Source organism: Pseudobacillus badius, from assembly GCF_002189605.1.
GTDB classification, from domain to species: Bacteria; Bacillota; Bacilli; order Bacillales; family Domibacillaceae; genus Pseudobacillus; species Pseudobacillus badius.
In genome coordinates, this window is the sequence record NZ_MWMM01000024.1 from 1 (window position 1) to 24,829 (window position 24,829).

The following is a 24,829-nucleotide window of genomic DNA, read 5'->3' on the forward strand; positions in this document are numbered from 1 at the left end:
TTACACAAACGTGGATTCACGGTCTCCAGGCGGCGTATTGGACGTATCATGAAGGAACAAGGACTTGTTTCTTCCTATACGGTGTCACAGTTCAAGCCACAGAAAGCCCCATGTAATGAGTCGGCTTAGGCAAATGAATTGAAACGTGAGTTTCAGCAGACGGAAGCGAAAAAAGTTGTGGTCAATGATTTAACATACGTCAGAGTCAAAAATAAATGGCATTACGTATGTATCTTTGTCTATCTCTTTAACCGCGAAAACATTGGCTTTAGCACAGGACCAAACAAAGATGCCAATCTTGTCACACGTGCTTTTTCCTCCATTCAAGGTGATCTGCGAGACATCCAGCTATTCCACACTGGATCGTGGCAGCGAGTTTAAAAACCAGATTATCGAGGAAACGTTAGCGGTCTTCCAGATTGGCCGCTCTTTAAGCATGAAAGGCTGTCCATATGATCATGCTGTGGCGGAAGCCATGTTTAAGATTATTAAAACGGAATTTGTCCAACAAATAAAGTTCGATAGTTTAGAGTATCTTACACTCGAATTCAGTGACTATGTCAACTGGTTTAACAAGCTGCGAATTCATGGGACACTAGACTATTTAAGCCCGATTGAATACAAACGGGCTTCTCTTAAAAAAGTTGTCTGATTTAGTGTTGACAATCCATGCAGCGAAAAATCCGTCATCATTCCCTCTCCCCTGATGGTATAATTAGGGAAAAGAGGGTGTTGAGATGAAGCGTGTTAAAACAGAATGCTCTAAAAGGTACTCTTGTTATCATGCAGGGTGAAGAAGAAGTTGCCCGTTTAAAACTCAGTTCCTTTCAGTGACTTCCTCCATCGAGGCTTATATAAGCAGGAAAACTTTTTAAGATTATTAAGATAAAAGAAAAGGTGTTAGGAAATGAAAGATTATTGTTGTGAGGAGATGGAATATCACGCGACTTTTAGCTGCGACGTTCATCATCATCCATTTGATTGTCCAGATCAGCTTATCTATGTTGATAAGGACAACGAGGCGTATGGATTAATTATTCATGATGGAGGTAGTTCCGCCATTACTATTAAATTTTGTCCTTGGTGCAGCAGCAAGCTTAAGTAAAAGAAATTAAAAGTGGATTGGAAAGAGAGCAGAGAAGGGGGCTGTAAGGCTGCCTTCTTTTTTTTAAGTCTGTTTATAGTTTTATTTTACAAAAATGGTAATTATAAGTTAGTATGAGGGGGGACGAACCTGAAAATGAGGGATCGATTTGATAACTTTCCTGTTTATAGTTGCTGCTATATCTTTATCCCTCTTACTTATTGCGCTGGAACAAGCGATCAATAGACTGCTCGGAGTGGAAAAGAAACAGATTTCAACTACTCCTGGTAAACAGATTGACCGGTGGGGCAGAATCATTTTTTGCGTGCTCTTTTTATGTACGCTGCCGTTTATGATGACAAAGGGTGCAAATTCGATAGAGTGGTATTGGATCATTTACTTTGTGTTATTGTTCGGATTTCAAGCGATTCTAGAGTGGAGGTACTTGAAAAACTCCAAACAGTATGTGACCACGCTTATTTTTTTAACGCTAGGGGTTATTGTTATGCTTTGTATCGCTTATGTCATTTAGTTATTAGATCGGAAGGAGCTCTATAAACAATCAGGGCACAGGCAATCCATTGAGTTGGTTCCATCGTTCTAAGCACTCCCTTTGTCTCCCGAAATGTGATTATGTAAACTTGTGAGGTGGCTATGGTTAATATTGGTGATGTGATCATTCAAATTGTCATGCTTTTATTTGTAGTCTTATTTTTTGTCTCGTTGTTTTTATTTATTAGAAGAATATGGACAAATCAGTTTGACAGAAGTGACGCTTTAAAGAGAATGGAAAGTAAGCTTGATAAAATCATTGAAAATCAGGAAAAGCAATTTAGAGAGTAATGGTTTTTTAGTTTCGTGGGGTAGATAAGATCCTCATTTAATTGTTCGGATCTTCCTTCGGCAAGCAGGAAAATAGGAGGGTGTCGATGAGTTTATTAAGGTTGCCGTTTACTCGATGGACTATTTTTTGCGTAATTATTTTGGCATTATTATTTACAGATCATTTGGGGGTCCTTACTTTTTTTATACTAGGTGCGGGGTTTTCAATAGTAGAGCGTTATTTAACGAGAAAGCGTTTTGATAAAAAAACAGGAAATCAGTTCATCGACTATGGATGGATCGGGTTATGGCTACTAACGTCCATCCTCATTTTCATCGTTGTTTTTCATTAAACGTGGCCAATAAAGACTTGCTATAATGATTGGGATTAAGGCGGCGACTCTTGTGGAAAGCGTTCGCCAGCATGGAGATCATTCTGTTTTTAAGAAGAGAAGGGGCTGCTCCAAAAAGTCATTTTTCATGACCTTTTAGGACAGCCTCTTCGTTTTTATTGATAGTAAAGGGTACCGCTCTTCAGAGAAGTCACATGGCCTGCAGAATCAGCATGGCCGAGCTGGATTTTATAATTGCCTGCTCCGAGTGTGTGTTGAGTGATTTCAACGAGCGGCACATGAACGCTCCCGCTGAAATTCCCTAATTGTATGCTTCCTGCTGGCGCTGACGCCCCTTGTTTATATGCTTGAATGACTAGTGTATCAGCCTGTTGTTGGGGGCTCACTGTCATACTCTGAGGATTTTTAAAGTATCTTCCGCCAGCGACCGTCACATGTTTTCTGAACGAAGCCGAATCATACCTGTACACTGAGCATCCTGAGGCCTTGAGTTTTGCTACGGCTGCTTTTTGGGCGTTTACGGCATCTTTGTCGGTTGAATCGATCAGTAAATTATTCTCATCATAAAAGTAAGCAGCAGGACTTCCCTCGTTGTTTTTGGACTTTACTGCTAATAAACGATCTGATTCCTCTGCTTCTTCAATCAGTATGGCAATTTCTTTATCAGAGTAGGATTTCAGCAGGTTTCCTTTGGCGTCATATGCTTTAATATAAGGTTCTCCATGCTTTGTTTCTTGGATAGATGCTTGAGCCGTCTCTTTTGCTATACTGGTTGGCACCAAAAGTGCGGCAGAGAAAACAACCAGAGATAACTTCATCCAAAGCCGGTTTTTCATGATTAACACTCCTATTGTAAAATATCTATTTTACAAAATTCTACCATAGTAAGTTTTTTCTGTATACGGAATGGTTGTATAAATGAAAAACAGATAGGAGCTGGCGAAGGAGAGAGAACGTACTTGGCATCCAGATAATTTCGGCCTGTTTTATCAGTGTTTACAAAATGCAGATTTGGGACGCAAACAATGATGGATAGCCTGTGAAGAAATCAGTATCATGTATCTTCACTTAAATCGAATTCCGTTGGCTATCTTCTCTAAATCATGCCAGTTTAAGATTCGAATCGAGTGTTTGTTTCTTTCGATAATCTTCTTTTGAGCAAGAGAATGAATCACCCGATTTAGGTGGCGATAGGTCATGCCAAGTAAATCTGCAATTTCTTTGACGCTAGACGTCCTTAGTTCTATTCCGAAGTCGTTAGTCTGTTCAGGCGATGCCGTAGATAAAAGGTAACTTGCAAATTTGTTTTCCGCTGATGCCAATAAATTGACACGAGAAGCGATCGTACAAGTTTGCAGTTTATAGCTTACGTGTTCTAAAAGTGTATGCAAAAATTTAGGATTATTCATTTCATGTTGCTTTATATAATGAACATGCAGTCCAATTACTAAGCACTCATTGACAGCTTGAACTTGTGACTGGACAGGAACGTTTCGAATAAGTTCAATATCACCAATGATGGAGAGCGGCTGAACAAATCGCAGTAAAAGTGATTTTCCCGTTTCGACGCTTGATGCGATTTTCACTTTTCCTTCTACTAAAAACAGCAGCGCTTCCAACTCAACCCCTTCCAATAAAATGACTTCATCTTTTTCATATTGCTGTAAGGTAAATGGAGGCTGCTTTTCTCGGTCAACTATTTTCTCAAAATGATAGTCCCGTAATTTTGTTTCAAGCAGGTTCGGGTTTTGGATAAATTTCATGTAAACACTCCTTTTCAGGACATATGTCCTTTTCATTATAAGAGAAGCTGATATGATAAGAACACAATAAATAATTTATAGGAGTGGCATAAAATGAAATTTGCGTTCGATTTAGATGGGACAATATGCTTTAATGGTCAACCTGTTTCAGAAGCAATCCTGCTATCATTAGAAGCGTTAATAGCTAAAGGACATGAAGTGATATTTGCTTCAGCCAGGCCAATACGTGATTTGCTGCCTGTTCTTCATGAGCGTTTTCATCATTACCCAATGATTGGCGGAAACGGATCAATGGTTGCGTTGAAAGGCGAAATCATATCAATGGCTAGCTTTGATGAAGAAATAATGGAAAATATTATTGAATTAATCAGAGCTTATAATATTTCCTATTTGATAGATAGTGATTGGAATTATGCTTACACAGGCTCAGCTATTCATCCAATCTTTAAAAACCTTGATCCGCAAAGACGGGCGAAAAACGTTAATTTGGATGAATTGCAATCAATTACGAAGGTTTTGATGCTTGCTTCAGACAACATGGACGAGGTGAAAGAACAACTGATCAGCTTAGATGTTGTTGTTCATTCGCATGGAAATGAAGGGGTGTTAGATATAAGCCCAAGCGGAATAGATAAGTGGAGCGGGTTGAGACAATTGGGTATAGGAGAAGGGGAATATATCGCATTCGGCAATGACGCGAATGACATTGCCATGTTTCAACATGCAAGGTATTCAGTTATGGTTGGTGAAAGCAGGCAACTGGCTCCATTTTCATCTGAACAATTGCCTTTAAGAGAGGATTCCGAACAACTGCTTGCAGAAAAAATTAGTGAAATGGGAAGTTTAGAAAGCAAGCTGGTCAGCTTATAATAATTAAGCAGATCTTTATTAGAGATGCTATAGGCTGCCTTGCCATAGCGGTTTGTGCTTTAAAGAACTTCTTACGGCGGTTAGCCAGCAATGTAACCCCAATGATGCTTTGACATGAAATGACCGCAAACAGAGAATGGGGAATTTTCTGGCTATTAACCTTCCAATTCCTTCCGAATCGGTCTAAAATAGAGTTCAACAGCTCGTTTTCGCATCATAGATTTGGAGGGAAAAGGATGTATCCGAAAGTAAAGTTCATTATTTCTATGGCCATATTCGGTTCAATCGGGCTGTTTTCGGTGAAAACCGGCCTTCCGTCGATTGAATTGGTCTTTGTGCGCTGTCTCTGCGCCAGCTTGCTTTTAGGTGCGGTATGGGGAATGAGCGCCTTGCGGACGAAGCCGCAGAAAAGAGAGGCGATTCCACGCCGGGAGTATGGGCTAGCCGTGCTTTGCGGGGTATTTTTGATTATCAATTGGGTGTTCTTCTTTCGTTCCTTTGAAGTGATGCCCATTACAGTGGCCGTTTCTATTTATCATCTGGCGCCGGTCATTGTGCTTCTTTTGGGATCGCTTCTTTTCAAAGAAAAGGTGACAGCTGGAGGCTTGCTCTTTTTCTTGATTTGCTTTGTAGGAACGCTGCTTGTCGGAGGTATCCACCAGCACGCAACAATTGCCGAGTTTGTCTCTACCGGCGTTCTGTGGGCGTTTGCGGCCGCTTTTTTTTACGCCCTTACCTCTATCACCGGGAAGGGCATCCAAGTGCTCAGCCCCTTGGCTACAACTGTTATCCAAACAATCCTTGGTGTTTTGCTGCTTGCTCCTATAGCGGATTGGTCACACTTTACGCAGCTGACCGTTGAAAACTGGATGTATATCCTGATGACAGGCTTTATTCATACCGGATTTGTGTTTTATTTATTTTTCAGCAGTTTACGCGAATTGAAGGCTCAAACGATTGCTGTTTTAGTGTTTATAGACCCCGTGGTGGCGATCCTATTAGATGTGACCATCATGAATTACCGCCCGGATGTCTATCAATTGGCGGGGATTCTGCTCGTGTTTATCGGAATTAGTTATTCTCCGCGAAAAGAAGGCAGCTTGGCAAAAGCAGCGCCCAGTTTTGCCGAAAATGGGAGAAAGCCATCCGCATGATAGCATGCAGATGGCTTTTTCACGCTTCTAGTCCCGCACTGGCATGCCCGGCATGGCTGCCAAGAGAGGAGAGGCTGCCGGCAATGAGAAACTGAGCGGCATAGTAAGTGTTCATAATGAAGGGATCCGAAAAAGGGATCGCTGAAACAAACATATTCCAGGATAAAATGGAATCAGAAATGATGAATAAGGTACTGCCGGCAATGGCTTGGAAATTGCCGGTCAAAACGGCTGATAAGGCCATAAGAGAAATCGCTAGCATATAAAAGATAACCGGGAGAACGAGCTGGTCGTTTCCTTGAGTAAGCAAGGAGGCAATTAGCTGCCGGCCAATTACAAAAGCATAGATAGCAATCGGCACAATGGCGAGTAAATGCCGTTTGCTTGCACGAGCAGCTTTTAAAAAGCTGCTCAAATAAAATAAATGGCCGATCAGAAAAGCACCCAGTCCGGCAACAAATGAGACGGCAATCAAGCCGTCACCCATCATGCAGAAGAATAGCCCCATCACGAGGAGGCGATGGGCGGCTGAAGGCTTAACAGGCAGCCGGCGAAAAACATAGAGGATAATCAGCATCATCGGGATGAGCTTACAGATGATTTTAAACGCCAGCGGGTCAGCTGGAATGATGAAAATATAAATAACCGATGTGATGCCAATGAGCAAAGGCAACAAGAATGTCCGCAAGATCAATCACCTCCCGTCCTGCGGCGCAGCAGTTATTCACTCATTTCAAGCATAAAAATAATAAATAGTGTCAGCACAGATGTATATTAAAGTATAATTTATTCTATATAAAAAAGGAACTAGCTGAGGTGAGCGAACATGTTAGAGCGGTCCATGGAGAAGATCAGAGAATGGGTTCGGGAAAGGAGAGTGAGGTAAGGAGGGCTTGTCATATGTGAAGAGCTCTTCAAAAAAGAAGAGAGGACGAGTAAAACATGAACAATCATCCATTTATAAGCCGTGATGGCTTTGCTTTAGGCTATCGTATAAAAGGACGCGGGGAACCGGTTATGGTGATAGGAAGCAGTGTGTATTACCCCCGCCTGTTTTCAGAACACTTATACAGCAACTACCGGTTTGTGTTCTTGGACCATCGAGGGTTTGTCAGACCGTCGCGAACGCTGCAGCCGGCAGACTATACACTCGATAAGGTGCTCGATGATATCGAAGCAGCAAGACAGCTTTTGAAGCTGGAGCATTTCACTATTCTAGGGCATTCGGGACACGCCTTTATGGCTTTAGAATACGCCAGGAAGTACTCTGAACATATTCGTAACGTCGTCTTATTAAACTCCGCGCCTACCAATAGTAGGGAAAGGCAGCGGCGCAGCTTTTCATTTTTTGATGAAACGGCTGAACCGGAAAGAAAAAAGCAATTCGAAAAAGATATGGCTTTTCTGGCAGAAGACATCAAGCGGGAGCCTGGGAGAAGCTTTGTTCACATGTGCATTCGCATGGGGGCGCAAAGCTTTTATGACTATACCTGGAACGCTGCTTCCCTGTGGGAAGGCGTATATACGAATATGCCTGTGATTGATTATTTATGGGGAGAAGCCTTTGGAAAGCTGAACTTGATTGAGTCGCTGTCTCACTTTAAAAAGCCAGTGTTTATTGGATTAGGGCGGCATGATTATTTGGTTGGCCCTGTTTCCTTGTGGGAGGCGGGAGATGACGCCTTCCCGAATGTTAAGAAGATGATTTTCGAGCAAAGCGGCCATAACCCGATGCTTGAAGAGCCTGCTGCTTTTGATGAACAGTTCATAGAATGGATGAGACAGAGCAAGTAAATGCTAAGCCCGCATGCTTTTTATGTTGTATGCGGATGGGTCCCGTTGCTTTCCATTCCAGACGCTTCGCTTTCCGCGGGGCGGGCGGCGAGCCTCCTCCGTGCTAAAGCGCCTGCGGGGTCTCGCCTGTCCCGCAGATCCTGCCGGAGTCTGCGCGCCTTCCATTTCAATCAACAGGGTGCACTAGAAATGATCGTCCTAGATTAGCTTGCGCAAGAGAATAGTCTATTTTTCTTTCGAATGGCTTGAAAACGATCTAAAAAGCAGAAAGGAGTTCGGAATGGTTTGATTCCAAACTCCTTTCGTAAATAAATGGAAACACCAAGCCCATACTTAGCGTTTTTCGATTTATACATTCCTTTCTTGGTTGTCACGGTTCTCGAGGTTTCGAACTGTTTGACTGGTCTCCACGTTTTTTTGGTCTTTAAAAGTGCCCAATGTCCAATCATATAGGGGATTAGTGACCCCGTACCAGTAATTTTCATTTTTAAAGTGGTGCCGTAGGTGAACTTTTTTCATCCATCGTCCCCAAGGAGAAAGCGGCTGGATGGGCCGGTGGGCGATATAATGCTTCCACTCATAAAACAGCAAAAACAGCATAATGCCAGCCAGAAAAGCGGCGGTGAGGACAAGGCTTGAGAAAATAAGATAGGCCGCGCCGCCGGCTAAAGCCATTTGGGGGAGCGTGTACCATAAAGGCAGAAACAGCAAATGCAAATCGTTTGGCTTGGCGTGATGACCGTAATGCAGACGTTTAACTAAGTGTAATAAAAAAGGTTGCTTGGGCGGTTTCATATGGAACAGAAATCGGTGGGTGAGATATTCTACTGCCGTATAGGCAGCCATGCCAAGGGCAAAAGCAGCCCATGTCCGAAAAGAATCTAGATGGGGGACCAGCCAGCCGATCTGAATCAAGAGAAGCATGCTCATCACGGAAACGTCAGGATAACCGAAAAACTCCTTCACGTATTTAAACTTCATTGTCTACGCCTCCATCCATTCTTATCTGCTTAGTCCTCTCTCCTGAAAAAGTGTGTTTGATGTATCTTTATTTATAAATTTACCATAATTTTCTAAAAAAATAGTAAGAATATTGAAATTTTTATTCCTGACACACAGCGGACACATAGGTCCTGTATCTTATAAGGAAGAATAGCAATAGCCGCTTTTTTATTTGGTTCTGTTAGAACATAGTGTTGAAAAGATTTCGCTGCAGGCGGACACGCGGGAAAAGCCGACTTGTGCGCCCTTGCATGAACGATGAAGGTAGGCTAACAGAGCCTGCTATTGAAAAGCAGCTGAGTGAAAAGGCAGGTTTACAGTGTGAAAAATATCATTCAAAAAGATCGTGTCTCGTTAAATAAGTTTAGCGGTTTTTTTATCACAGCGGTCATTCTTTTGTGGATCAAAACCTATCTCATTCAATTAACGCAATTTGAATTAGGGATAGATAATTTAGCGCAAAAGTTTTTGCTGCTGCTGAACCCTTTAGGTTCTGCCCTATTGTTTCTAGGTTTTTCTTTTTTCTTTCGAGGCAAGGGGAAATATATAGCGCTTCTAGTCATTGACACGCTGTTGTCCATTCTTTTGTTTGCCAATACGATGTATTACCGCTCATTTAATGACTTCATTACATTGCCAACACTGACCCAAACGAAGAACTTTGGGGATGTGAGCGGCAGTGTGGTGTATTTGCTGAAGCCCTATGACTTCCTGTTTTTCGCGGATATTCTGCTTTTAATCGGACTGCTCGCCTTTAAAGTGATTAAAGTAGACAGGAAGGACATGAAGCGTTTAAAGGCATGTACAGTTCTCTTGCTGGGCATCGGCATTTCGGGAGCGAACCTGGCACTTGCTGAAATGGATCGCCCAGAGTTATTAACAAGAGGATTCGATCGAAACTATATCGTTAAATATCTAGGGATGTATAATTACACCATCTATGATACCGTCCAAAGCACAAAGGCTTCGGCTCAAAGGGTATTGGCCGACAGTGATGACATTACGGAGGTCAGCAATGCCGTCAAGGCGAACTATGCTGAACCCAATCCGAAATACTTCGGCCAAGCAAAAGGAATGAATGTCGTCTATTTGCATCTTGAATCTATTCAAAACTTCTTGATCAATTACAAGCTGCACGGAGAAGAAGTAACGCCGTTTTTAAATTCCTTATCCAAAGATAAAAATACACTTTACTTTGATAACTTCTTTCACCAAACGGCACAAGGAAAAACAGCCGATGCTGAATTCATGCTTGAAAATTCCTTATACGGATTGCCGCAAGGGGCCGCTTTTACAACCAAAGGCTTGAATACTTATCAGGCAGCTCCGGCTATCTTAGATCAATATAATTACACATCGGCTGTTTTTCACGGGAATTCAGGAAGCTTTTGGAATCGGAATGAGATTTATAAATCATTTGGCTACGATAAGTTTTTTGATGCCAGCTACTATCAAATGAATCCTGAAGACTTGGCGGATTACGGATTAATGGATAAGCCGTTTTTCAAACAATCCATGCCGCTGTTGAAATCTTTGCCGCAGCCATTTTATACAAAGTTCATTACCGTTACTAATCATTATCCATTTACGATGGATCAAGCAGAAACAACTATTGAGCCTCATACAACAGGAGATAAATCTGTTGACCGCTATTTCCAGACGGCTCGTTATGCAGATGAGGCATTAGCTCAGTTTTTTAAGGAGTTAAAAGCAGCGGGCTTATATGATAATACGGTAATTGTTATGTATGGTGATCATTACGGCATTTCTGATAATCACAATAAAGCAATGGAAAAAGTAATGGGCAAGGAAATTACTCCGTTTGAGAGTACAGGATTGCAGAGGGTTCCGCTATTCATTCACGCGCCCGGCCTTGAAGGCGGCGTTAACCATGAGTATGGCGGACAAATTGATTTGCTTCCGACCCTTCTGCATTTATTAGGCATTGATTCGAAGGAATATATCCAATTTGGCACGGATTTATTATCCAAAAATCACGACTCCATTGTTCCATTCCGCAACGGGAACTTTGTCAGCCCGGAGATGACCTCTATTAGCGGGAAATTTTATGATTCTGCTACAGGAGAAGAACTTACGGAAGATCAGCTGGCCAAGGCTAAAGAGTATCAGCAAATCGCGGAGTCCAAGCTGGAGCTTTCGGACCGGGTCGTCAATGGAGATTTACTGCGGTTTTATTCGCCTCCAAACTTCGCGCCGGTAGACAGGTCGAAATATGATTACACGAATCCGGCAGAAAAAGAGACAGGGAAGAAAAATGAAAAAACCGCTTCGTCAAGAGAATAGACAGAAAGCCTCGCAATTGTTTAACCGTAATGGTTAGGCCGTGCCCAAGAGGCAAGGCCGCTTCCAAACGGCGAAGGCGGCCGAGCATTCTCCGCTAGTTTAAGAACCCGATAAGGCCCTGCAGCCAGCTTATAAAATAGCTGGCTGCAGGGCCTTTTTGGCTTTCTTTTGAAGAGAACGGAGAAAAACCACCTATTCCCATGAAAAGTATAGATACAGCTTTTTTGTAAATACTGTACTTATCAAAATCGTTTACGGGTGGTACCTATGAATAAGTCAGATTCTATTACTCCGCTGCAAGTCATTCTATTGGGGATGACTGCTATCGGCTTGAAAAATCATGTGCTTGCGATTGCTCCTTTAATCGAAACAGCCGGCCGGGATGCCTGGCTGGCGGTTCTGTTTACCTTTGCTCTGCAGCTGCTTTGGCTGCCGTTGTTGCTTTATATTCACCGGCAATGCAATGGACAGCCTTTATTAGTTTGGCTGTCAGGCATTATCGGTTCTAGGCTGACTAAAATGATCGCAGCTATCTTCATCGGATACTTGATCATTATGTCCAGTATCACTTTGCGGGAAACGATCGATTGGACGGGTATTGCCTATTTGCCGGAGACGCCGCCTTTTATACTCGTTATATTGTTTGTGTTCACATGCTGGATGTTAGCCAGCACAAATCTGCGTACGGTAAATATGGCCAATATCTTTCTTTTATTTTTTATTATCATACTTGGTGTCTTTGTGGCAGTAGCGAATATTCAGCATAAAAACCATTCTCTGCTTCTTCCGGTTTTGGAGCACGGATATGGCCAAGTATTTGATGCAATGATTTACCAGGCTTCCGGCATGTCGGAAATTTTTCTTTTTCTTTTGCTGCAGCATAAGATTAGTTCCCAGGTCCGCTTTAAGCATCTGCTTGCCATTAGTGTTGTCTTAACAGGATTAACACTTGGCCCTCTTATTGGTGCCATTATCGAATTTGGACCGGCAGAGGCAAGCATTCAAAGGTTTCCGCCCTTTGAAGAATGGGGCATCGTTTCTATCGGCCGATTCATTGAACATGTGGATTTCTTATCGATTTATCAGTGGCTGTCAGGTGTATTCATTCGCATTTCCTTATTTTTACTGCTTGTAAAAGAGGTTCTCATTTTGAGTCCTGAAGAGAAGAAGCCGAAAGTATTGCTCTTTGTGTCGTTTACCGTAGGGGCACTGACCCTTACGCCTATTACCGATTTTCAATTTAATGCCTGGCTGAAAGCATTCTTGCTGCCATTAACTTTTTGGTTTTTCTTTACTTTCTCTATCTTTTTAGGAGTTATGGCCATTATTTATAGAATGAAAAAGAGGAGGGTGTCCAATGAAGTTTAGAAAACTGTCCTTTAAAAAAGCAAAAAAGCTAAAGCTTCCTCAAGAGACAAAGGAGAAAGCAGCGCCTCCTCGGATGAATGAAAAAAAGCTGCGACAAACTTTTAAAGATTGCTCGGACGTTATGTTTTCCAGCTTGCAATTTAATGAACATGAGATTGTTCTTGTTTATTGTGCGGGATTGGTCAATACAGATATACTGTATAAAACAGTTCCTAAGCAGCTCGAAGCATTTTTTGGAAGCCACCAAGGTTCTTTAGATAAAAAGGCTCTGCATTTGCTGAAGCTGCCGTCCTTAACAGCAGCAGGGAGTGGGGAAAAGGCAGAAGAAGAGATTTTTTCAGGAAAGCTCTTGCTGATCTTCAAGGAAACGGATGAGGTGTACTCCGTTAATATTGCCGACCGGCCTCAGCGTAATCCGGAAGAAGGGGCAATGGAGATTAGTATTAAAGGGCCGAGAGATAACTTTATTGAAGACATCTCCGTCAATCAGGCTCTGATTAGAAAAAGGCTGAGAAGATAAATATTGTATGTTTGGCTATGGGTAAGCGTCAGTCTGCCTTAAATGATTGATCGGTCCTTTTTATGCTGCTTTTAGCAGTTCCAGAATTAGCTCCAACTGTCTCCCCTATTTAGGAACTTGCTTTAAAAAGAAAGTTCCCGCGGCAAAGCTCTTCTTAGCTTGATTCCTTCGTTCTTTTATTGGAGCACTACATTTTTTGAAGTTTATCCGTTTCCTGAGAGAGGCAGACCTGCCCGAAATTAACTATCTTCATAAAGGACACGGTTTGGCGTGTACAACCATACTTTAAGAAGAGGCTGCCTGTTTAATTTAATTGCTGTTTCCAGATTTAAAAATATACAATTTTTGTCTTGTTTTATACTAAAGTAAAAAGGAATTCAGCGTTTTTTCTAGAATTTATATATGTAAGAGGTGTGTCCTATCCAGTTTTATTACAGGGAGGGAAAACTTTTGTCTGTATATGAACAGCTGCCAAACGATCTTTTAGCAGGATTCTTCGTGGAAATCAGCAATAATATAAGGAAAGGCCTTCTTTCGGAGGCCATGTATCAGGAAATAGCTTTAATTAAAACTGTAGCTGAAAAACGAAAGATATCAGAACTGGACTTGCAGCAGATCTATGAAGAAAAAGTAAAACCTCAATACACCCGAACGGATCAGTCGGATCATTTGTCATCTGCTATTGATATACCAGTCGCTCAGCCTGACTGATCAGAGAAAAAGCGCTGAAGCTAATCTTGGATTAGCTTCAGCGCTTTTTTGTTGTCCAGAAATTGAGGATACACAAAACGCCTAAATACGTCTAAAATAGAATAGTTGGCATGGAGCAGCCTGGGCTGTTCAATAGATTGACTAGGAAAGAAAGGATGTTGAAAGATGGGTACACATACAAATCAGACAAAGCTATTCATGGAATATCTCTCGATTATTCTCGGTTCGGCTTTAGTCGGTTTATCCTATAATATTTTTCTGCTGCCGGCGCGGCTTGCAGCGGGAGGCGTCTCCGGCATCAGCACTATTCTCTATGAGCTGTATCATTTTAATCCTGCTTATGTGCAATGGATAATCAATATTCCCTTATTCTTTTTGGGACTTTGGCTTCTCGGTAAAGATTTCAGCTTAAAAACACTAGTGGGAACGTTCTTCGTTCCATTTACGATCTGGCTGAGTACGGACATCCCGTTCAAAATTGACAATCCTTTGCTGGCTGCTATTTATGGAGGCATCCTTCTTGGGCTTGGATTAGGAATTGTCTACAGAGGAAAAGGATCAACTGGAGGACTGGCTACCGTCGCCCAAATCGTTAAAAAGTATACTGGGCTATCGAGCGGGTACTCCCAGTTAATTGTCGATGGATTGGTTGTGGTAAGCTCTGCTGTTGTATTCAACTTGGAATTAGCTTTATATGCAATGATGGCTATTTATGTAACAAGCAAGGTGATTGATTTTGTACAGCTGCAAACTTCGCCGTCGAAGCTTGTGCTCATTATTACCGAGCAAGAAGAGCTTATCCAGTCTATTATTAAGGATGAAATTGACCGGGGGCTTACGAAAGTTCGTTCCGTCGGCGGATTCTCCAATAAAGAAAAAACAATGATCCTTTGTGTAGTTGAACAGCAAGAAGCTATTTATCTAAAAAAAGTGCTGCAGGAGCAGGAGCCGACTTCCTTTGTTGTTTTCCTGAATGCTTCTGAAATCCTCGGCAGAGGCTTTTCGTTATCCAAGCTTTACGGAGCAGCCAAGCAAGATTAATTGGATGTATATTTGAAACTCCCGCCCGCCGTGATAGTAAGCAGAGGGCGGGAGTTAACATTGGCAGTGCAGCTATGTATAGGCTGGTTGATAGGGCTTGACAGAAAATCAGTTTACCTATAAACTAAAAACTACTTAAGTTTAGTATTAAACTAATGACTCAAGAGGAAATAAGGTGAAAATATGAAGGAATCTTCTAAGGAATGGTCCTTATCCAAGCAAGACGAACGTTTGGGACTGCTGTTGTGGTTTCGCATATCAAGAATATACAACCAAAGTATCCGGCAATCTAATCAGCATTTAAAAAAGTGGGAGTTGTCGGCGGCCCAATTTGACGTTTTAGTTCAGGTGGGTTCCCATGAACGATTATCCCAACAGGAATTAGCTGATAAGCTGTTTGTCACAAAAGGAAATATTACGCAATTATTAAGCAAGATGGAGCAAATGGGATTGATCAAGCGGGAGCAGGAATGGAAAACAAAGTATCTTTCGTTAACTGAGAAAGGGAGAGAACTGTTTCAAGAAGTGGTTCCGCAGCAGGAGCAGTTTCAAGCGGCGCAATTTTCGGGATTGGATGAAGAGGAGAAAAAGCAGCTTTTACAGTTGCTGAGAAAAATCCAGCACAAACAGAGGAAAGAATAGGAGGTAATGGAAATGGAATTTAAAGGACTTCATCACGTATCGGCCTTAACAGCAAGAGCGCCTCATAACTATGAGTTTTATACAAACATATTAGGCATGCGTTTAGTGAAGAAAACAGTCAATCAAGATGATCCGTCGATGTACCATTTGTTTTATGGAGATGAAAAAGGAAATCCAGGCACAGAAGTCACTTTTTTCGAAATTCCGATGCTGGCACAGAATCATGAGGGCACAAACAGCATTTCGGCGATTTCCTTTCGCGTGCAAAACGATCAGGCGTTGGCTTATTGGAAACAGCGCTTTGAAGAACTAGAGATAGAGCATGAAGAGATTGCCGAGAGGGCCGGCCGTGCTACATTAGCCTTTAGGGATTTTGAAGGACAGCGCCTCATGCTAGTATCCGATGAAAAGAATGAAGGAGTGGAAGGCGGCATCCCTTGGGGGAAAGGACCAGTACCGGCTGAATACGGTATCCTGGGGCTGGGCCCTGTGAAGCTGACTGTGCGATATGCGGAAGCGACAGCTGGTGTGCTAACAGATGTTCTGGGCTTCCGCAAAAAAGGGCAATATCCATCTGCTGTTGCCGGCCAGCCTGATATTTTAGTATTTGAAACTGGCGAGGGAGGAACAGGGGCAGAAATACATGTAGAAGAAAGAGCGGATCTTCCACCCGAACGACCTGGCCGCGGCAGTGTACATCATGTCGCACTTCGAGTGGACAATGAAGAACAACTGCGCGAGTGGATTGAACGTATAAATGAAGCAGCATTTCCTAACTCCGGATTGATTGATCGGTTTTACTTCCGTTCACTGTATTTTAGAGAACCAAATGGCATTCTTTTTGAAATAGCAACTGATGGCCCGGGGTTTGATGCAGATGAAGACATTCATCATTTAGGGGAATCTTTGGCATTGCCGCCGTTCCTCGAATCCAGACGAGAGCAGATAGAAGCCAAGTTAAAGCCATTAGACACAAAGCTAGGATAGGAGAAGTTCGGAAAGGAGCAGATGAACATGAAACATATTTTTCAACAGGGGCAAGATGCCAATGCCCCTACACTTCTTTTGCTGCACGGAACGGGAGGAACCGAGCATGATTTGCTCACGGTCGGCCAGATGATCTCTCCACAGTCCTCCCTTCTGAGCGTGAGAGGGAATGTGTCTGAGCATGGCATGCCGCGTTTTTTCCGGCGGCTGGCCGAAGGAGTGTTTGATGAAGAGGATCTTATTTTCCGCACCAAGGAGCTGAACCAATTTTTAGATGACAGTGCCAAACAGTACCAATTTGATCGCCGGAATGTAATAGCAGCAGGCTATTCCAATGGAGCCAACATCGCGGCGAGTCTGCTTTTCCATTTTCAAGATGCCTTAAAAGGAGCGGTTTTATTTCATCCTATGGTGCCTATCCGTGGAAGACAATTGCCTGATTTGGGCGGGACAGAGGTATTTATCGGCGCCGGCGAAAATGATCTATTATGCCCTCCGCAGGAAACAAAAGAGCTGGACCGCTTACTGACAGAAGCAAAAGCCAATGTCCATGTTCATTGGGAAACTAACGGCCATCAATTATCAGGCAGCGAAATCCAGCATGCTGCTTTATGGTTTCAGCAGCAATTTGCTTAGCGGCAGCTTAATTTTGGGGGAGTGAACGTTAACAGTCCATGAATTATTTTTAATTTGAACATAGTGCAAAATTCAAATATAAATTTACTATGATCAGCAAACAAGCATGACTTATAGACAATCTGTTCTTTTGGAGCATTCAGGACATTTACCAGGCTTATCATCCCTAAAACAAAAAAAGAAAGAGATCAATCCGCAAACCTGTAAAAATACATGGCAGCAGGTTCGAAAATGGCCTCCTTTCATTAAGCTATAAAAAATTGCCCCTTCAATTGTTAGCAGTGTCTAACAATTGAAGGGGCAATTCACTGCATTAGGCTCTTTTTTATGACCTAAACATTTGTATCCTTAGATTTTATCCTATTCAGCGAGATAAATAAGCTCTCCCGAAAAGACACTTGAGAGTGAATACCGTACAGCAATTATTTCCGGAACATGATCGAAGTAGCGATGGAAGAAAACCCTATAACAATAGCCAATGGAAGAGCTCGTGCCATTAATGCTTCAGCTACATAATCCAATTGGAAAACAACTGCAAAACTGATTGACGAAACCATGAGTATAGTCAATACAATCCATCTGATGATTTGTTTAATCATTTTATCTACCTTCTATCTACTGAATAATGTTTTATAGCTGGTTTTCCTACACTGCCGTAAAAGGTTTTTTTCCATAGTACACCGTCCCAATTAGATCTATGTTCCTGTACAATCTTTATTTTGTGCGTGTGTCTGCCTTTTTTATAGTAAAAATCTCGACTAGAATATCCAGAACCGGGACCTGACAGTACAATTTTTTCAGTTACTTTTTTGCTGCCTGATGCATTTAAATTAAAAGCACTTTTAACAGCTGGCAAAGAAGCATTTGGAATTTCTTTGCTGAATGTACCTGAAATAGTAGCTGATATTTCTTTTGACTTTTCGTAGCTCATTCCTCTTGCAATACTCATGATAAAGTATGGATTTGATAAATATGACCAACTTTTAGTTATTCCTTGATCATACACATACCATTTATCATATTCCCTATAATTGTCCATTGGAGTGACTACAGTTGAATTGATTTGAGCTGCTGGTTCATAATATCCTAGCAATACTTCATTATTCCTATCGTAGTCTTGAGTTATAGGTTCAGAAAGTTGAACAAAACTATAATTTTCGACATCATCTCCTGTAGGAAATTCAATTTCTTCGTCTGGAATTGTGTCAGTGGGGAGATTTGTTTCTGCCTTAGCGGGATGAAGCGTGCCAAAGGTAGTCAACATCAAAGTGGTTACAATAAATAAAGACCAAAGCCTTTTCAAAACTCACACCCCCTTTTTATAGATTATTATCTTTTTCTATAAAAATACATTAAATCCCTTTTTTGAATTTAACTAAAGCTGGCGGCAGAAGAAAATACGCAGCTTTTAATGGTGATCATTCTTATTTGGCTTCTGTAGACTAACTAATGGTGAATTGATTGATTTTTACTGTACGATCTTTTTTTCACATTCGTTAAAAGGAGCGCTGTACAGATAACGATCATCAGAATGCACAAACCGTTTAAAATAACATGAGTTGCCGTGTCAAACTTAATACCTGTTTGGAAATTAGCCATCATAATAATGACAAATGCCATGAGAGAAATAGTTAGGCTTACTGTTCTTTTCAAATAGTCAACCCCAATCTTTTTCTAGAAGGCATTTCTAGAAATCTGCTTTCTTGCAAGATATACCGCTTTACCCACAGCTGAATTTTTGCATCGAACGACCGTTTATTCACCTAAAGGGTTTCTCGATGCAAAATTCAGCCTCTCTCAGCATCCGAAACCTAGAATAAATCCGCTTTATCCAAGTGCGTGTGCATCTTATCCTGATTGACTCTTTCTAAATAGACATTGGTTGTAGAGATATCTGCATGACCGGCCCAGTCTTTGATGACTGCAAGCGGCACATCGTTTTCGAGCATGACAGTCACGAAGGTATGACGAAACCAGTGAGGGCTGATTTTTGAATTTTTTCCGGCTAATTCTACCGCCTCTTTGACAATCTTATAAAGCGCCGGATAGGTTAAGCGCTTTTTTGTTTTGCGAGGAGTTTCTTCCTTATTATATAGCGCAAAAAAGAGCGGGCTCTGATCTTCTAAATTTAATTCTGTTGAATCTCCGGTGCTTTTTCGGTAACTGAATAATACTTCCTTTACTTCGTTTCTTATGGGAACAGTTCGTTGTTTTTTTCCTTTTCCGATTACATCGACAAACAAGTGTCCTTGGTGACTGTACCGGAAGCTGCCCCAGTTTAAGCTGAGCAGTTCGCTGGCCCGCAGCCCGGTGCTATAAAGCAAGTAACCGATCAGTAAATTACGCTTTTGCAGCTGTTCCCGATTTTTTTTGGCTTTAACGATTTTAGGAAAGAAAGTAAGCAGCCATTGAGCATCTGCCTGGCTTAATTCTCGGCGGGGCACCCGGTGAAGCTCTTCATTTGGACGAGTTTCTTCCATTATATAGTGTCCTTTTTGAACGGCCGGCTTGGTCAGCCAGGTAGAGAGGTGGCTTTTATAAAATTGTGTTTCATAGCCGAAGTCTAACAATCGCTGAAAAAAGCCCAGCTTTCTTCTTGCGGACTTGACTGCGTAGGTTTCGTTGATTAAGCGGTTGTAGGCCTTCACCTCCGGAAACCCGATATCCCGAAACGATAAGGAGTGTTCGACCAAAAAATCCAGCAGTGTTTTGGCGTCGGAACGATAGGCTTTAATCGTATGGGGAGAAAGCTGCTTTCCTTCTTCAAAAATTTTCATGGCAAAAAACAATTCCAAGAAATCCTGCTCGGAACTCTCGGAAAGATTCAAGTTTCTATTTTCATCCAGCAGCTTCCGGTGATCTAAATTTTCCTGCAAATGCGCTAAATAATTTTCATTCGATAGGTGGTTCATAAAAGAAAGTTCATTCATGTGTTCTACCGCCTCATTAAGTTTTACAATAAATATATTATGTATAGTAAAGATAATCCCTTCTTATCTTTACTATACATAATAACATAAATAGAAAAGAAAAATGTTCTTTTATGAGATAGGATGTTAGCCAGTTTGTTCCTTCTCTCAAACCTATTGAATCATCTTCCTTTATGTGTAATAATAGGAATGATAATCCAATTGGGTGTTGCCGTGCTATTTTTCATTTGTCTGTACTCATCCTGCAAAATAAAAGCAGCTGTCAATATAGTAAAAGATCCGCTTTGGCTGAAACTCAAAGCGGGTCTTTTACTGCAGAAAAATTGGATAATAATTCTTGTTTGAAAGACGGATAGAATGAAAGATAATCATAGTAGCTGGGAAAGTTATGTGTAGACTAGCGGTATTGACGGTTTGATCAAACAGTAGGGAGAGTAGGTCAAACCGCCTATAACCGGTTAGTTGATAGTAACTGCCATTTTCTGTTTCTCTTATTCGAAAAGTCTTTTTTTTGTGCTCAAAAGGCTTAAATTTTTGCCTAATATGAATAATAAAGGGCATTAACCTTCTGCTGACCCCTTAGACAAAATTGTCTAATTACTTTAAGATTATTTTACACAAAATGATAGCAGAAAAAGTACAAGGCTAATATAGAGTAACCAAAACACAAAAGGAAGAACTTATGACTCCAATTAGAACAATAATTGTAGATGACCATCCGGATTCTTTAGAGATTTTAAGCTTTTTTGTCAGTCAGAATCCGTCTTTTCAAGTAGTAGCCCATTGTGAAAATGGGGAGGACTTAATTCAGCAAGTGATGCTCACAAAACCTGACTTGGTGATTGCGGACATCAATTTGCCGAAGTTGAACGGTGTAGATGCCATTAAGAAATGTATTTCATTTCAGCCTCATTTGAAATTTATTTTTGTGACAGGGTATGAAGACTTTGCGGTTGAAGCTTTTAATATTTCGGCCGTCGATTACATTGTTAAGCCAGTAGAAATGACAAGAATATATCAAGCGTTGGAAAAAGCAGAACATGTGATTCGAGGCGCACTGCATACAGAAAAGAGTCCGATAAGACAAAGTAAGACGTTGTGCGTCAAGTCAGAGGGCTCCTTTTATTATATTAAACAAGCAGATGTTTATTTCATAGAAAAAGCTGGAAAGAAATGCTTTATTCATACGAAGAATAAAACTTATGAGGTATATGAGAATATCGCCAATATATTGCAGACATTGGGAGATCAGTTTTACCTATCTCACCGCTCGAACATTATTAATTTAGAAGCTGTCTCGCATGTTACGCAGAAAAACGAAACCTATTTAGCTTTTTTCCCAGAATACTCTAAGCACGCGCATATTTCAAAATTAAAAATTAGAGAATTTCAAAAAAAGATGAGAGATTTAAATCAATAATATTTTAAAAGAGACATACTAAACAAAATAAAGAGGGGTGCCTTATTTACAAGATCGTTATGGAAGAAAATTGTCCAAAGCAAAGAGGCTTCTCACTGGAGAAAGAGGAATGCATATGAAGAAGGTTTTTATATTTTGTAATTATGAACCATTAGCATTCTTAATCGAGAGGATTGTGACCCTTCATTTTTCTGCGGAAATTATTTTATCTGATCGAAAGATGGAAGCCTTTGATATGTATTATTTGTTTGAGCCAGACCTAGTTGTGATTGGGGTACCGCCAACATTTTGACATAAAACCCACGTTAATACATTTTTTACCATATAAAAAACCGATATCCTTTACTCTAAGGGTACCGGCTTAGGAGTTTATCGATCTAATGGTCTTAAAGAGTTGAGTCCTGTCATTTTTTTTATGTCAAAAGTATACTCTCCTAAGAAATTAATGTGTTCCCATCCTAATGGTGAAATATGTTTTATCATTTGCTCTCGTAGTATGCCTCTTTCACTTAGAACTTTTGTTGCTTCTGTGAGATAAACTGTATTCCATACAGTGATAGCATTAATGATGATATTTAATGCACTTGCACGTTGAAGCTGGTCTTGTAACGCTCTTTCCCTGAGTTCACCTCGTTTTCCAAAAAATAAGGCTCGTGCTAAGGCATTCATAGCCTCCCCTTTGTTTAACCCTCGTTGAATTCGACGGCGTATTGCTTCATTTGAAATATAGTCTAATATGAAGATTGTTTTTTCAATCCTACCCATTTCACGGAGTGCTGTAGCCAAACGATTTTGCCTTGAATAGGACCCCAACTTTCCCATAATAAGTGAACCAGAAACTTTCCCTTCCCGAATGGAGTGGGCTAGACGTAAAACATCATCATAGTTTTCTAGAATAACCTTTGTATTAATACGCCCTCGTAGTAATTTTTCTATTGTTGGAAACTCACCAGGTTTATCTATTACATATAGTCGAGTATCAGACAGATCTCGAAGGCGAGGTGCAAAACGAAAACCAAGTAGATGGCTCAGTCCAAAAACTTGATCCGTATAACCAGCCGTGTCTGTATAATGTTCTTCAATATTCAATTCAGATTCATGATGCAGCAACCCATCTATCACATGAACTGCGTCACGAGCGTTGGTATTAATGACTTTTGTGTAGTAAGAAGAAAACTGATCACTTGTAAAGCGATAAATCGTAGCTCCTTTACCAGAACCATAATGAGGATTTGATTCTGCATGTAGAGAAGACACGCCAACTTGTACTCTCATACCATCTGAAGAGGAAGTACTTCCATCTCCCCAATATGAAGATAAAGCAAGTTGATGATGGAAATTCACAAGTGTTGCCTGAGCTTTATTCATCGCATCATCATAAAGACGCCACTGAGAAGCATGAGCCATTTGGTGATAGGTAATTCCCGGTGTAGCATCTGCCATCTTTGTTAAGCCAATATTTGTCCCCATCGCCATTAGCGTGGCCAATAAGATCGACTTTTCCTTTCCTTTGGGAGGACGGCTTGAAGAAGCATGAATAAATTGTTCATCAAAACCTGTCCAACTTGCAACCTCCATTAGCAGATCCGTTAGTTTTATCCGTGGCAACATGCTGTATAGGGATGAACTAAACGTCTTGGCTTCTTCTGGAGTATCCTTTTCGAGACGGTCAATGCGAAATTTTCCCTTATCTATACTGACACCCTCTAGTTCATCAACGTTATCGGACATGGCTTGCAGCCGTTTTCGTAGAGAATCCATTCTTTCGGTCAAATATTCTTCAGCAGAACTGCCTACAGCAAGGCGATTATGATGTAATCCAGTTTCTAACCATTCTTCTTTTGGAATTAGATACTCTTCAAAATCTTTATGTTGTTTACTGCCTCGAACAGATACATCTCCAGATCGAATATGATTTCGTAATTCAGTTAATGCTGCCATTTCATAATAATGTCGATTGATGCTTTCATCCTCGTCATATACGTGTTTCTGCCACCGGTTAGAGACAAACCCAAGAGGAGCTCCTACTGGAACTTTTCGTTTACCTGAATCATTCATATTTTTAATAATATCTAGTGCTTCTATCAATGGTTTTGCTGATTGGGTCGATTGAAATTCTAGTGATTTAAGTAAGGTAGGCGTATATTTTCGAAGATAAAAAAATCGTCTTTCTAAAAGATCTAAATAATCATAGTCGATAGGACGTGATAATTGTTTGGCCTCTTCCACCGATGCTATCATTTTCTCCCAGGACATGACGGTTTCCAATGTAGTAAACGGATCCAATCCTTCATTTCTTGCCTTTATTAGTGCAGCACCGATGTCAGCAAACTGTATGATTTTTTCATTAATTGTTTTACCGTTTTGTCTCTGCATTTCTTCTTGGGCCTTACGGCCCTTTGACTGCAAGATCATAATTTGGCGATCGTGGATTTCAATGGCTTGATCAATTAAGTCTTGACTGAGATTTAAGAGGTAAGCCACAAGAATGGCATATTTTTTAGACTCATTAAATCTTCGGAAGGAATGAGGTTCATATCGCGCACCTAAACGCGACAATTGAAGAAGCCTGTTCGGGTGTATGTCATTACAATCAATAGATAACTCAAGTTTTTTCACATACTCTAATCGTTCAATGACTTTTAAGAAGGCATCAGGTGAAGATTGTCCTGGGATTTCTTTTAACCAAGCAAGAGGTGTTTTTCCACTATCCAGAGTAGTCTCTGTCATTAGGATCAAACTTTCCTTTTGCAAAGAGGATAGAGACCGCGATAATATCTTATATATTTTTTGTTCAGCTCGATGACGTGTTTGCCAAACCAGACGTTCAATAGTCGACATAGCTGGAAGAATAATTTTTCGCTTTTTCATTTCTTCGATAGCCGTCCTAATCAAATACATTGAGTTCTCATTTTCCATTGCATGACTTAGTAAAGAAGAAGAGATGTTACGATATTCTCTTGTTGAGAAGTTCTTATAACCATACTCTTTCCGAATTTCAACCATATGTTCATGCTTAGTTTGTTCCCGTTCGGCATATGATTGAAATTCCAAGGGATCAACCTTAATTTGATTGGCAATAAACCGTAAAACTGACTTAGGTATTTCTTTAACATCCGATAATGTCCATCCAGGAAAGCGAAACAGACATAACTGAACAGCAAATCCAAGTCGATTATAGTCTCGTCTTCGACGTTTAATCACTTCTAAATCATGTGGTGATAAAGTGTAGGAGGTAGCTATTTCCCACTCACTAATATCAGCTGGAATTGTCATGAAATCTATGCGTTGTTCAGGTGTAAGTAGTTCTCTTGCTCTCAAATACAAGATAGTTGTATTTGTTAACCTAAAAGTGAACCACCATCGCAATTGAAAAGTGAGCCACCTTATATGAAAATAATCCTAGCTTGTAAGAGTTAGGGGGATAT

The 24,829-nt window shown here is 40.9% G+C and carries 26 protein-coding genes and 1 pseudogene; 18 read left to right on the forward strand and 9 right to left on the reverse strand.

All coding sequences use genetic code 11. The features are described from left to right. The 5 genes and pseudogenes from B1A98_RS20830 to B1A98_RS18840 form a co-directional block, all read left to right on the forward strand. Nucleotides 1–652, forward strand: a pseudogene (locus B1A98_RS20830) (IS3 family transposase); the annotation flags it as partial. Nucleotides 653–907: 255 nt separating this feature from the next. Continuing rightward, nucleotides 908–1,105, forward strand: coding sequence for a DUF6980 family protein (locus B1A98_RS21025; protein WP_082028182.1), 198 nt, complete (start codon nucleotides 908–910; stop codon nucleotides 1,103–1,105). A gap of 148 nt (nucleotides 1,106–1,253) precedes the next feature. Beyond that, on the forward strand, nucleotides 1,254–1,616 hold the full coding sequence (locus B1A98_RS18830; RefSeq protein WP_223664122.1) for a DUF4181 domain-containing protein: 363 nt from the start codon (nucleotides 1,254–1,256) through the stop codon (nucleotides 1,614–1,616). 122 nt (nucleotides 1,617–1,738) lie between these two features. Then, nucleotides 1,739–1,927 (forward strand): DUF4083 family protein, encoded by a 189-nt coding sequence (locus B1A98_RS18835; protein WP_041098569.1) that lies wholly within the window; start codon nucleotides 1,739–1,741, stop codon nucleotides 1,925–1,927. Between the two features lie 86 nt (nucleotides 1,928–2,013). Further along, nucleotides 2,014–2,259 carry a hypothetical protein gene (locus B1A98_RS18840; protein ID WP_041098571.1) on the forward strand — a complete coding sequence of 82 codons (246 nt, stop codon included), beginning with the start codon at nucleotides 2,014–2,016 and terminating at the stop codon, nucleotides 2,257–2,259. 155 nt (nucleotides 2,260–2,414) lie between these two features. Here B1A98_RS18840 and B1A98_RS18845 read toward each other — a convergent pair whose 3' ends face one another. Both B1A98_RS18845 and B1A98_RS18850 read right to left on the reverse strand, forming a co-directional pair. Further along, a complete protein-coding gene (locus B1A98_RS18845; protein ID WP_063384370.1) occupies nucleotides 2,415–3,095 on the reverse strand; it encodes a hypothetical protein in 681 nt (226 codons plus the stop codon). A 228-nt stretch (nucleotides 3,096–3,323) separates the two neighbouring features. Further along, the gene (locus B1A98_RS18850) at nucleotides 3,324–4,022 is read right to left on the reverse strand and encodes a Crp/Fnr family transcriptional regulator (protein WP_063384369.1); all 699 of its coding nucleotides are present in this window, start codon (nucleotides 4,020–4,022) and stop codon (nucleotides 3,324–3,326) included. 93 nt (nucleotides 4,023–4,115) lie between these two features. Between B1A98_RS18850 and B1A98_RS18855 the strand changes: the two genes are divergently transcribed. Then, nucleotides 4,116–4,892, forward strand: coding sequence for an HAD-IIB family hydrolase (locus B1A98_RS18855; protein ID WP_063384368.1), 777 nt, complete (start codon nucleotides 4,116–4,118; stop codon nucleotides 4,890–4,892). Between the two features lie 236 nt (nucleotides 4,893–5,128). Then, on the forward strand, nucleotides 5,129–6,046 hold the full coding sequence (locus B1A98_RS18860; RefSeq protein WP_063384367.1) for a DMT family transporter: 918 nt from the start codon (nucleotides 5,129–5,131) through the stop codon (nucleotides 6,044–6,046). Nucleotides 6,047–6,065: 19 nt separating this feature from the next. On the opposite strand, the gene B1A98_RS18865 is transcribed toward B1A98_RS18860, so the two are convergent. Beyond that, nucleotides 6,066–6,734, reverse strand: coding sequence for a lysoplasmalogenase (locus tag B1A98_RS18865; protein ID WP_063384366.1), 669 nt, complete (start codon nucleotides 6,732–6,734; stop codon nucleotides 6,066–6,068). 254 nt (nucleotides 6,735–6,988) lie between these two features. Here B1A98_RS18865 and B1A98_RS18870 point away from each other — a divergent pair, with 254 nt between their 5' ends. Beyond that, a complete protein-coding gene (locus B1A98_RS18870) occupies nucleotides 6,989–7,840 on the forward strand; it encodes an alpha/beta fold hydrolase (protein ID WP_063384365.1) in 852 nt (283 codons plus the stop codon). A gap of 348 nt (nucleotides 7,841–8,188) precedes the next feature. On the opposite strand, the gene B1A98_RS18875 is transcribed toward B1A98_RS18870, so the two are convergent. After that, on the reverse strand, nucleotides 8,189–8,821 hold the full coding sequence (locus B1A98_RS18875; RefSeq protein ID WP_063384364.1) for a sterol desaturase family protein: 633 nt from the start codon (nucleotides 8,819–8,821) through the stop codon (nucleotides 8,189–8,191). A gap of 342 nt (nucleotides 8,822–9,163) precedes the next feature. Here B1A98_RS18875 and ltaS point away from each other — a divergent pair, with 342 nt between their 5' ends. The 8 genes from ltaS (at nucleotide 9,164) to B1A98_RS18915 (ending at nucleotide 17,051) form a co-directional block, all read left to right on the forward strand. Continuing rightward, nucleotides 9,164–11,146: a lipoteichoic acid synthase gene (ltaS, locus tag B1A98_RS18880; RefSeq protein WP_063384363.1), complete on the forward strand. Its 1,983-nt coding sequence runs from the start codon at nucleotides 9,164–9,166 to the stop codon at nucleotides 11,144–11,146. Between the two features lie 267 nt (nucleotides 11,147–11,413). Next, nucleotides 11,414–12,514 carry a GerAB/ArcD/ProY family transporter gene (locus B1A98_RS18885; RefSeq protein ID WP_063384362.1) on the forward strand — a complete coding sequence of 367 codons (1,101 nt, stop codon included), beginning with the start codon at nucleotides 11,414–11,416 and terminating at the stop codon, nucleotides 12,512–12,514. Beyond that, the gene (locus B1A98_RS18890) at nucleotides 12,504–13,034 is read left to right on the forward strand and encodes a spore germination protein (RefSeq protein ID WP_063384361.1); all 531 of its coding nucleotides are present in this window, start codon (nucleotides 12,504–12,506) and stop codon (nucleotides 13,032–13,034) included. The genes B1A98_RS18885 and B1A98_RS18890 overlap by 11 nt, the downstream gene beginning before the upstream one ends. Before the next feature lie 450 nt (nucleotides 13,035–13,484). Further along, nucleotides 13,485–13,745: a hypothetical protein gene (locus B1A98_RS18895; protein ID WP_052477385.1), complete on the forward strand. Its 261-nt coding sequence runs from the start codon at nucleotides 13,485–13,487 to the stop codon at nucleotides 13,743–13,745. Nucleotides 13,746–13,910: 165 nt separating this feature from the next. After that, nucleotides 13,911–14,786, forward strand: coding sequence for a YitT family protein (locus B1A98_RS18900; protein ID WP_052477384.1), 876 nt, complete (start codon nucleotides 13,911–13,913; stop codon nucleotides 14,784–14,786). 183 nt (nucleotides 14,787–14,969) lie between these two features. Continuing rightward, complete coding sequence (locus tag B1A98_RS18905) at nucleotides 14,970–15,428, forward strand: MarR family winged helix-turn-helix transcriptional regulator (RefSeq protein ID WP_041098595.1); 459 nt, start codon at nucleotides 14,970–14,972, stop codon at nucleotides 15,426–15,428. Nucleotides 15,429–15,440: 12 nt separating this feature from the next. Continuing rightward, nucleotides 15,441–16,415, forward strand: coding sequence for a ring-cleaving dioxygenase (locus B1A98_RS18910; protein WP_063384360.1), 975 nt, complete (start codon nucleotides 15,441–15,443; stop codon nucleotides 16,413–16,415). A gap of 27 nt (nucleotides 16,416–16,442) precedes the next feature. Then, on the forward strand, nucleotides 16,443–17,051 hold the full coding sequence (locus tag B1A98_RS18915) for an alpha/beta hydrolase (RefSeq protein ID WP_063384359.1): 609 nt from the start codon (nucleotides 16,443–16,445) through the stop codon (nucleotides 17,049–17,051). A 422-nt stretch (nucleotides 17,052–17,473) separates the two neighbouring features. Here B1A98_RS18915 and B1A98_RS20635 read toward each other — a convergent pair whose 3' ends face one another. The 4 genes from B1A98_RS20635 to B1A98_RS18925 form a co-directional block, all read right to left on the reverse strand. Then, nucleotides 17,474–17,650 carry a hypothetical protein gene (locus tag B1A98_RS20635; RefSeq protein ID WP_156136621.1) on the reverse strand — a complete coding sequence of 59 codons (177 nt, stop codon included), beginning with the start codon at nucleotides 17,648–17,650 and terminating at the stop codon, nucleotides 17,474–17,476. Nucleotides 17,651–17,655: 5 nt separating this feature from the next. Continuing rightward, entirely contained in the window at nucleotides 17,656–18,354 is a 699-nt protein-coding gene (locus B1A98_RS18920) for a hypothetical protein (RefSeq protein WP_041114312.1), read from the reverse strand. Between the two features lie 143 nt (nucleotides 18,355–18,497). Continuing rightward, on the reverse strand, nucleotides 18,498–18,704 hold the full coding sequence (locus B1A98_RS20245) for a hypothetical protein (RefSeq protein WP_125474342.1): 207 nt from the start codon (nucleotides 18,702–18,704) through the stop codon (nucleotides 18,498–18,500). 158 nt (nucleotides 18,705–18,862) lie between these two features. Further along, nucleotides 18,863–19,981, reverse strand: a complete 1,119-nt coding sequence (locus B1A98_RS18925) for a tyrosine-type recombinase/integrase (RefSeq protein ID WP_052477383.1) — start codon at nucleotides 19,979–19,981, stop codon at nucleotides 18,863–18,865. Nucleotides 19,982–20,663: 682 nt separating this feature from the next. On the opposite strand from B1A98_RS18925, the gene B1A98_RS18935 reads away from it, so the two are divergent. Both B1A98_RS18935 and B1A98_RS20640 read left to right on the forward strand, forming a co-directional pair. After that, nucleotides 20,664–21,401, forward strand: coding sequence for a LytR/AlgR family response regulator transcription factor (locus tag B1A98_RS18935; protein ID WP_063384357.1), 738 nt, complete (start codon nucleotides 20,664–20,666; stop codon nucleotides 21,399–21,401). 115 nt (nucleotides 21,402–21,516) lie between these two features. Next, a complete protein-coding gene (locus B1A98_RS20640) occupies nucleotides 21,517–21,693 on the forward strand; it encodes a hypothetical protein (protein WP_158286046.1) in 177 nt (58 codons plus the stop codon). Between the two features lie 77 nt (nucleotides 21,694–21,770). Here the strand turns inward: B1A98_RS20640 and B1A98_RS18940 are convergent, their stop codons facing one another. After that, nucleotides 21,771–24,728, reverse strand: a complete 2,958-nt coding sequence (locus tag B1A98_RS18940; RefSeq protein ID WP_063384372.1) for a Tn3 family transposase — start codon at nucleotides 24,726–24,728, stop codon at nucleotides 21,771–21,773. Nucleotides 24,729–24,829: the final 101 nt, after the last annotated feature.

Bases quoted from the DNA above. Each gene is read 5' to 3' on its own strand.
- B1A98_RS18915 (WP_063384359.1), top strand. From the start codon at position 16,443: ATGAAACATATTTTTCAACAGGGGCAAGATGCCAATGCCCCTACACTT.
- B1A98_RS18885 (WP_063384362.1), top strand. From the start codon at position 11,414: ATGAATAAGTCAGATTCTATTACTCCGCTGCAAGTCATTCTATTGGGG.
- B1A98_RS18890 (WP_063384361.1), top strand. From the start codon at position 12,504: ATGAAGTTTAGAAAACTGTCCTTTAAAAAAGCAAAAAAGCTAAAGCTT.
- B1A98_RS18850 (WP_063384369.1), bottom strand. From the start codon at position 4,022: ATGAAATTTATCCAAAACCCGAACCTGCTTGAAACAAAATTACGGGAC.
- B1A98_RS18935 (WP_063384357.1), top strand. From the start codon at position 20,664: ATGACTCCAATTAGAACAATAATTGTAGATGACCATCCGGATTCTTTA.
- B1A98_RS18845 (WP_063384370.1), bottom strand. From the start codon at position 3,095: ATGAAAAACCGGCTTTGGATGAAGTTATCTCTGGTTGTTTTCTCTGCC.
- B1A98_RS18910 (WP_063384360.1), top strand. From the start codon at position 15,441: ATGGAATTTAAAGGACTTCATCACGTATCGGCCTTAACAGCAAGAGCG.
- B1A98_RS20635 (WP_156136621.1), bottom strand. From the start codon at position 17,650: ATGATTAAACAAATCATCAGATGGATTGTATTGACTATACTCATGGTT.
- B1A98_RS20640 (WP_158286046.1), top strand. From the start codon at position 21,517: ATGAAGAAGGTTTTTATATTTTGTAATTATGAACCATTAGCATTCTTA.
- B1A98_RS18870 (WP_063384365.1), top strand. From the start codon at position 6,989: ATGAACAATCATCCATTTATAAGCCGTGATGGCTTTGCTTTAGGCTAT.
- B1A98_RS18905 (WP_041098595.1), top strand. From the start codon at position 14,970: ATGAAGGAATCTTCTAAGGAATGGTCCTTATCCAAGCAAGACGAACGT.
- B1A98_RS18860 (WP_063384367.1), top strand. From the start codon at position 5,129: ATGTATCCGAAAGTAAAGTTCATTATTTCTATGGCCATATTCGGTTCA.
- B1A98_RS18925 (WP_052477383.1), bottom strand. From the start codon at position 19,981: ATGAATGAACTTTCTTTTATGAACCACCTATCGAATGAAAATTATTTA.
- B1A98_RS18835 (WP_041098569.1), top strand. From the start codon at position 1,739: ATGGTTAATATTGGTGATGTGATCATTCAAATTGTCATGCTTTTATTT.
- B1A98_RS18900 (WP_052477384.1), top strand. From the start codon at position 13,911: ATGGGTACACATACAAATCAGACAAAGCTATTCATGGAATATCTCTCG.
- B1A98_RS18840 (WP_041098571.1), top strand. From the start codon at position 2,014: ATGAGTTTATTAAGGTTGCCGTTTACTCGATGGACTATTTTTTGCGTA.
- B1A98_RS18875 (WP_063384364.1), bottom strand. From the start codon at position 8,821: ATGAAGTTTAAATACGTGAAGGAGTTTTTCGGTTATCCTGACGTTTCC.
- B1A98_RS18855 (WP_063384368.1), top strand. From the start codon at position 4,116: ATGAAATTTGCGTTCGATTTAGATGGGACAATATGCTTTAATGGTCAA.
- B1A98_RS21025 (WP_082028182.1), top strand. From the start codon at position 908: ATGAAAGATTATTGTTGTGAGGAGATGGAATATCACGCGACTTTTAGC.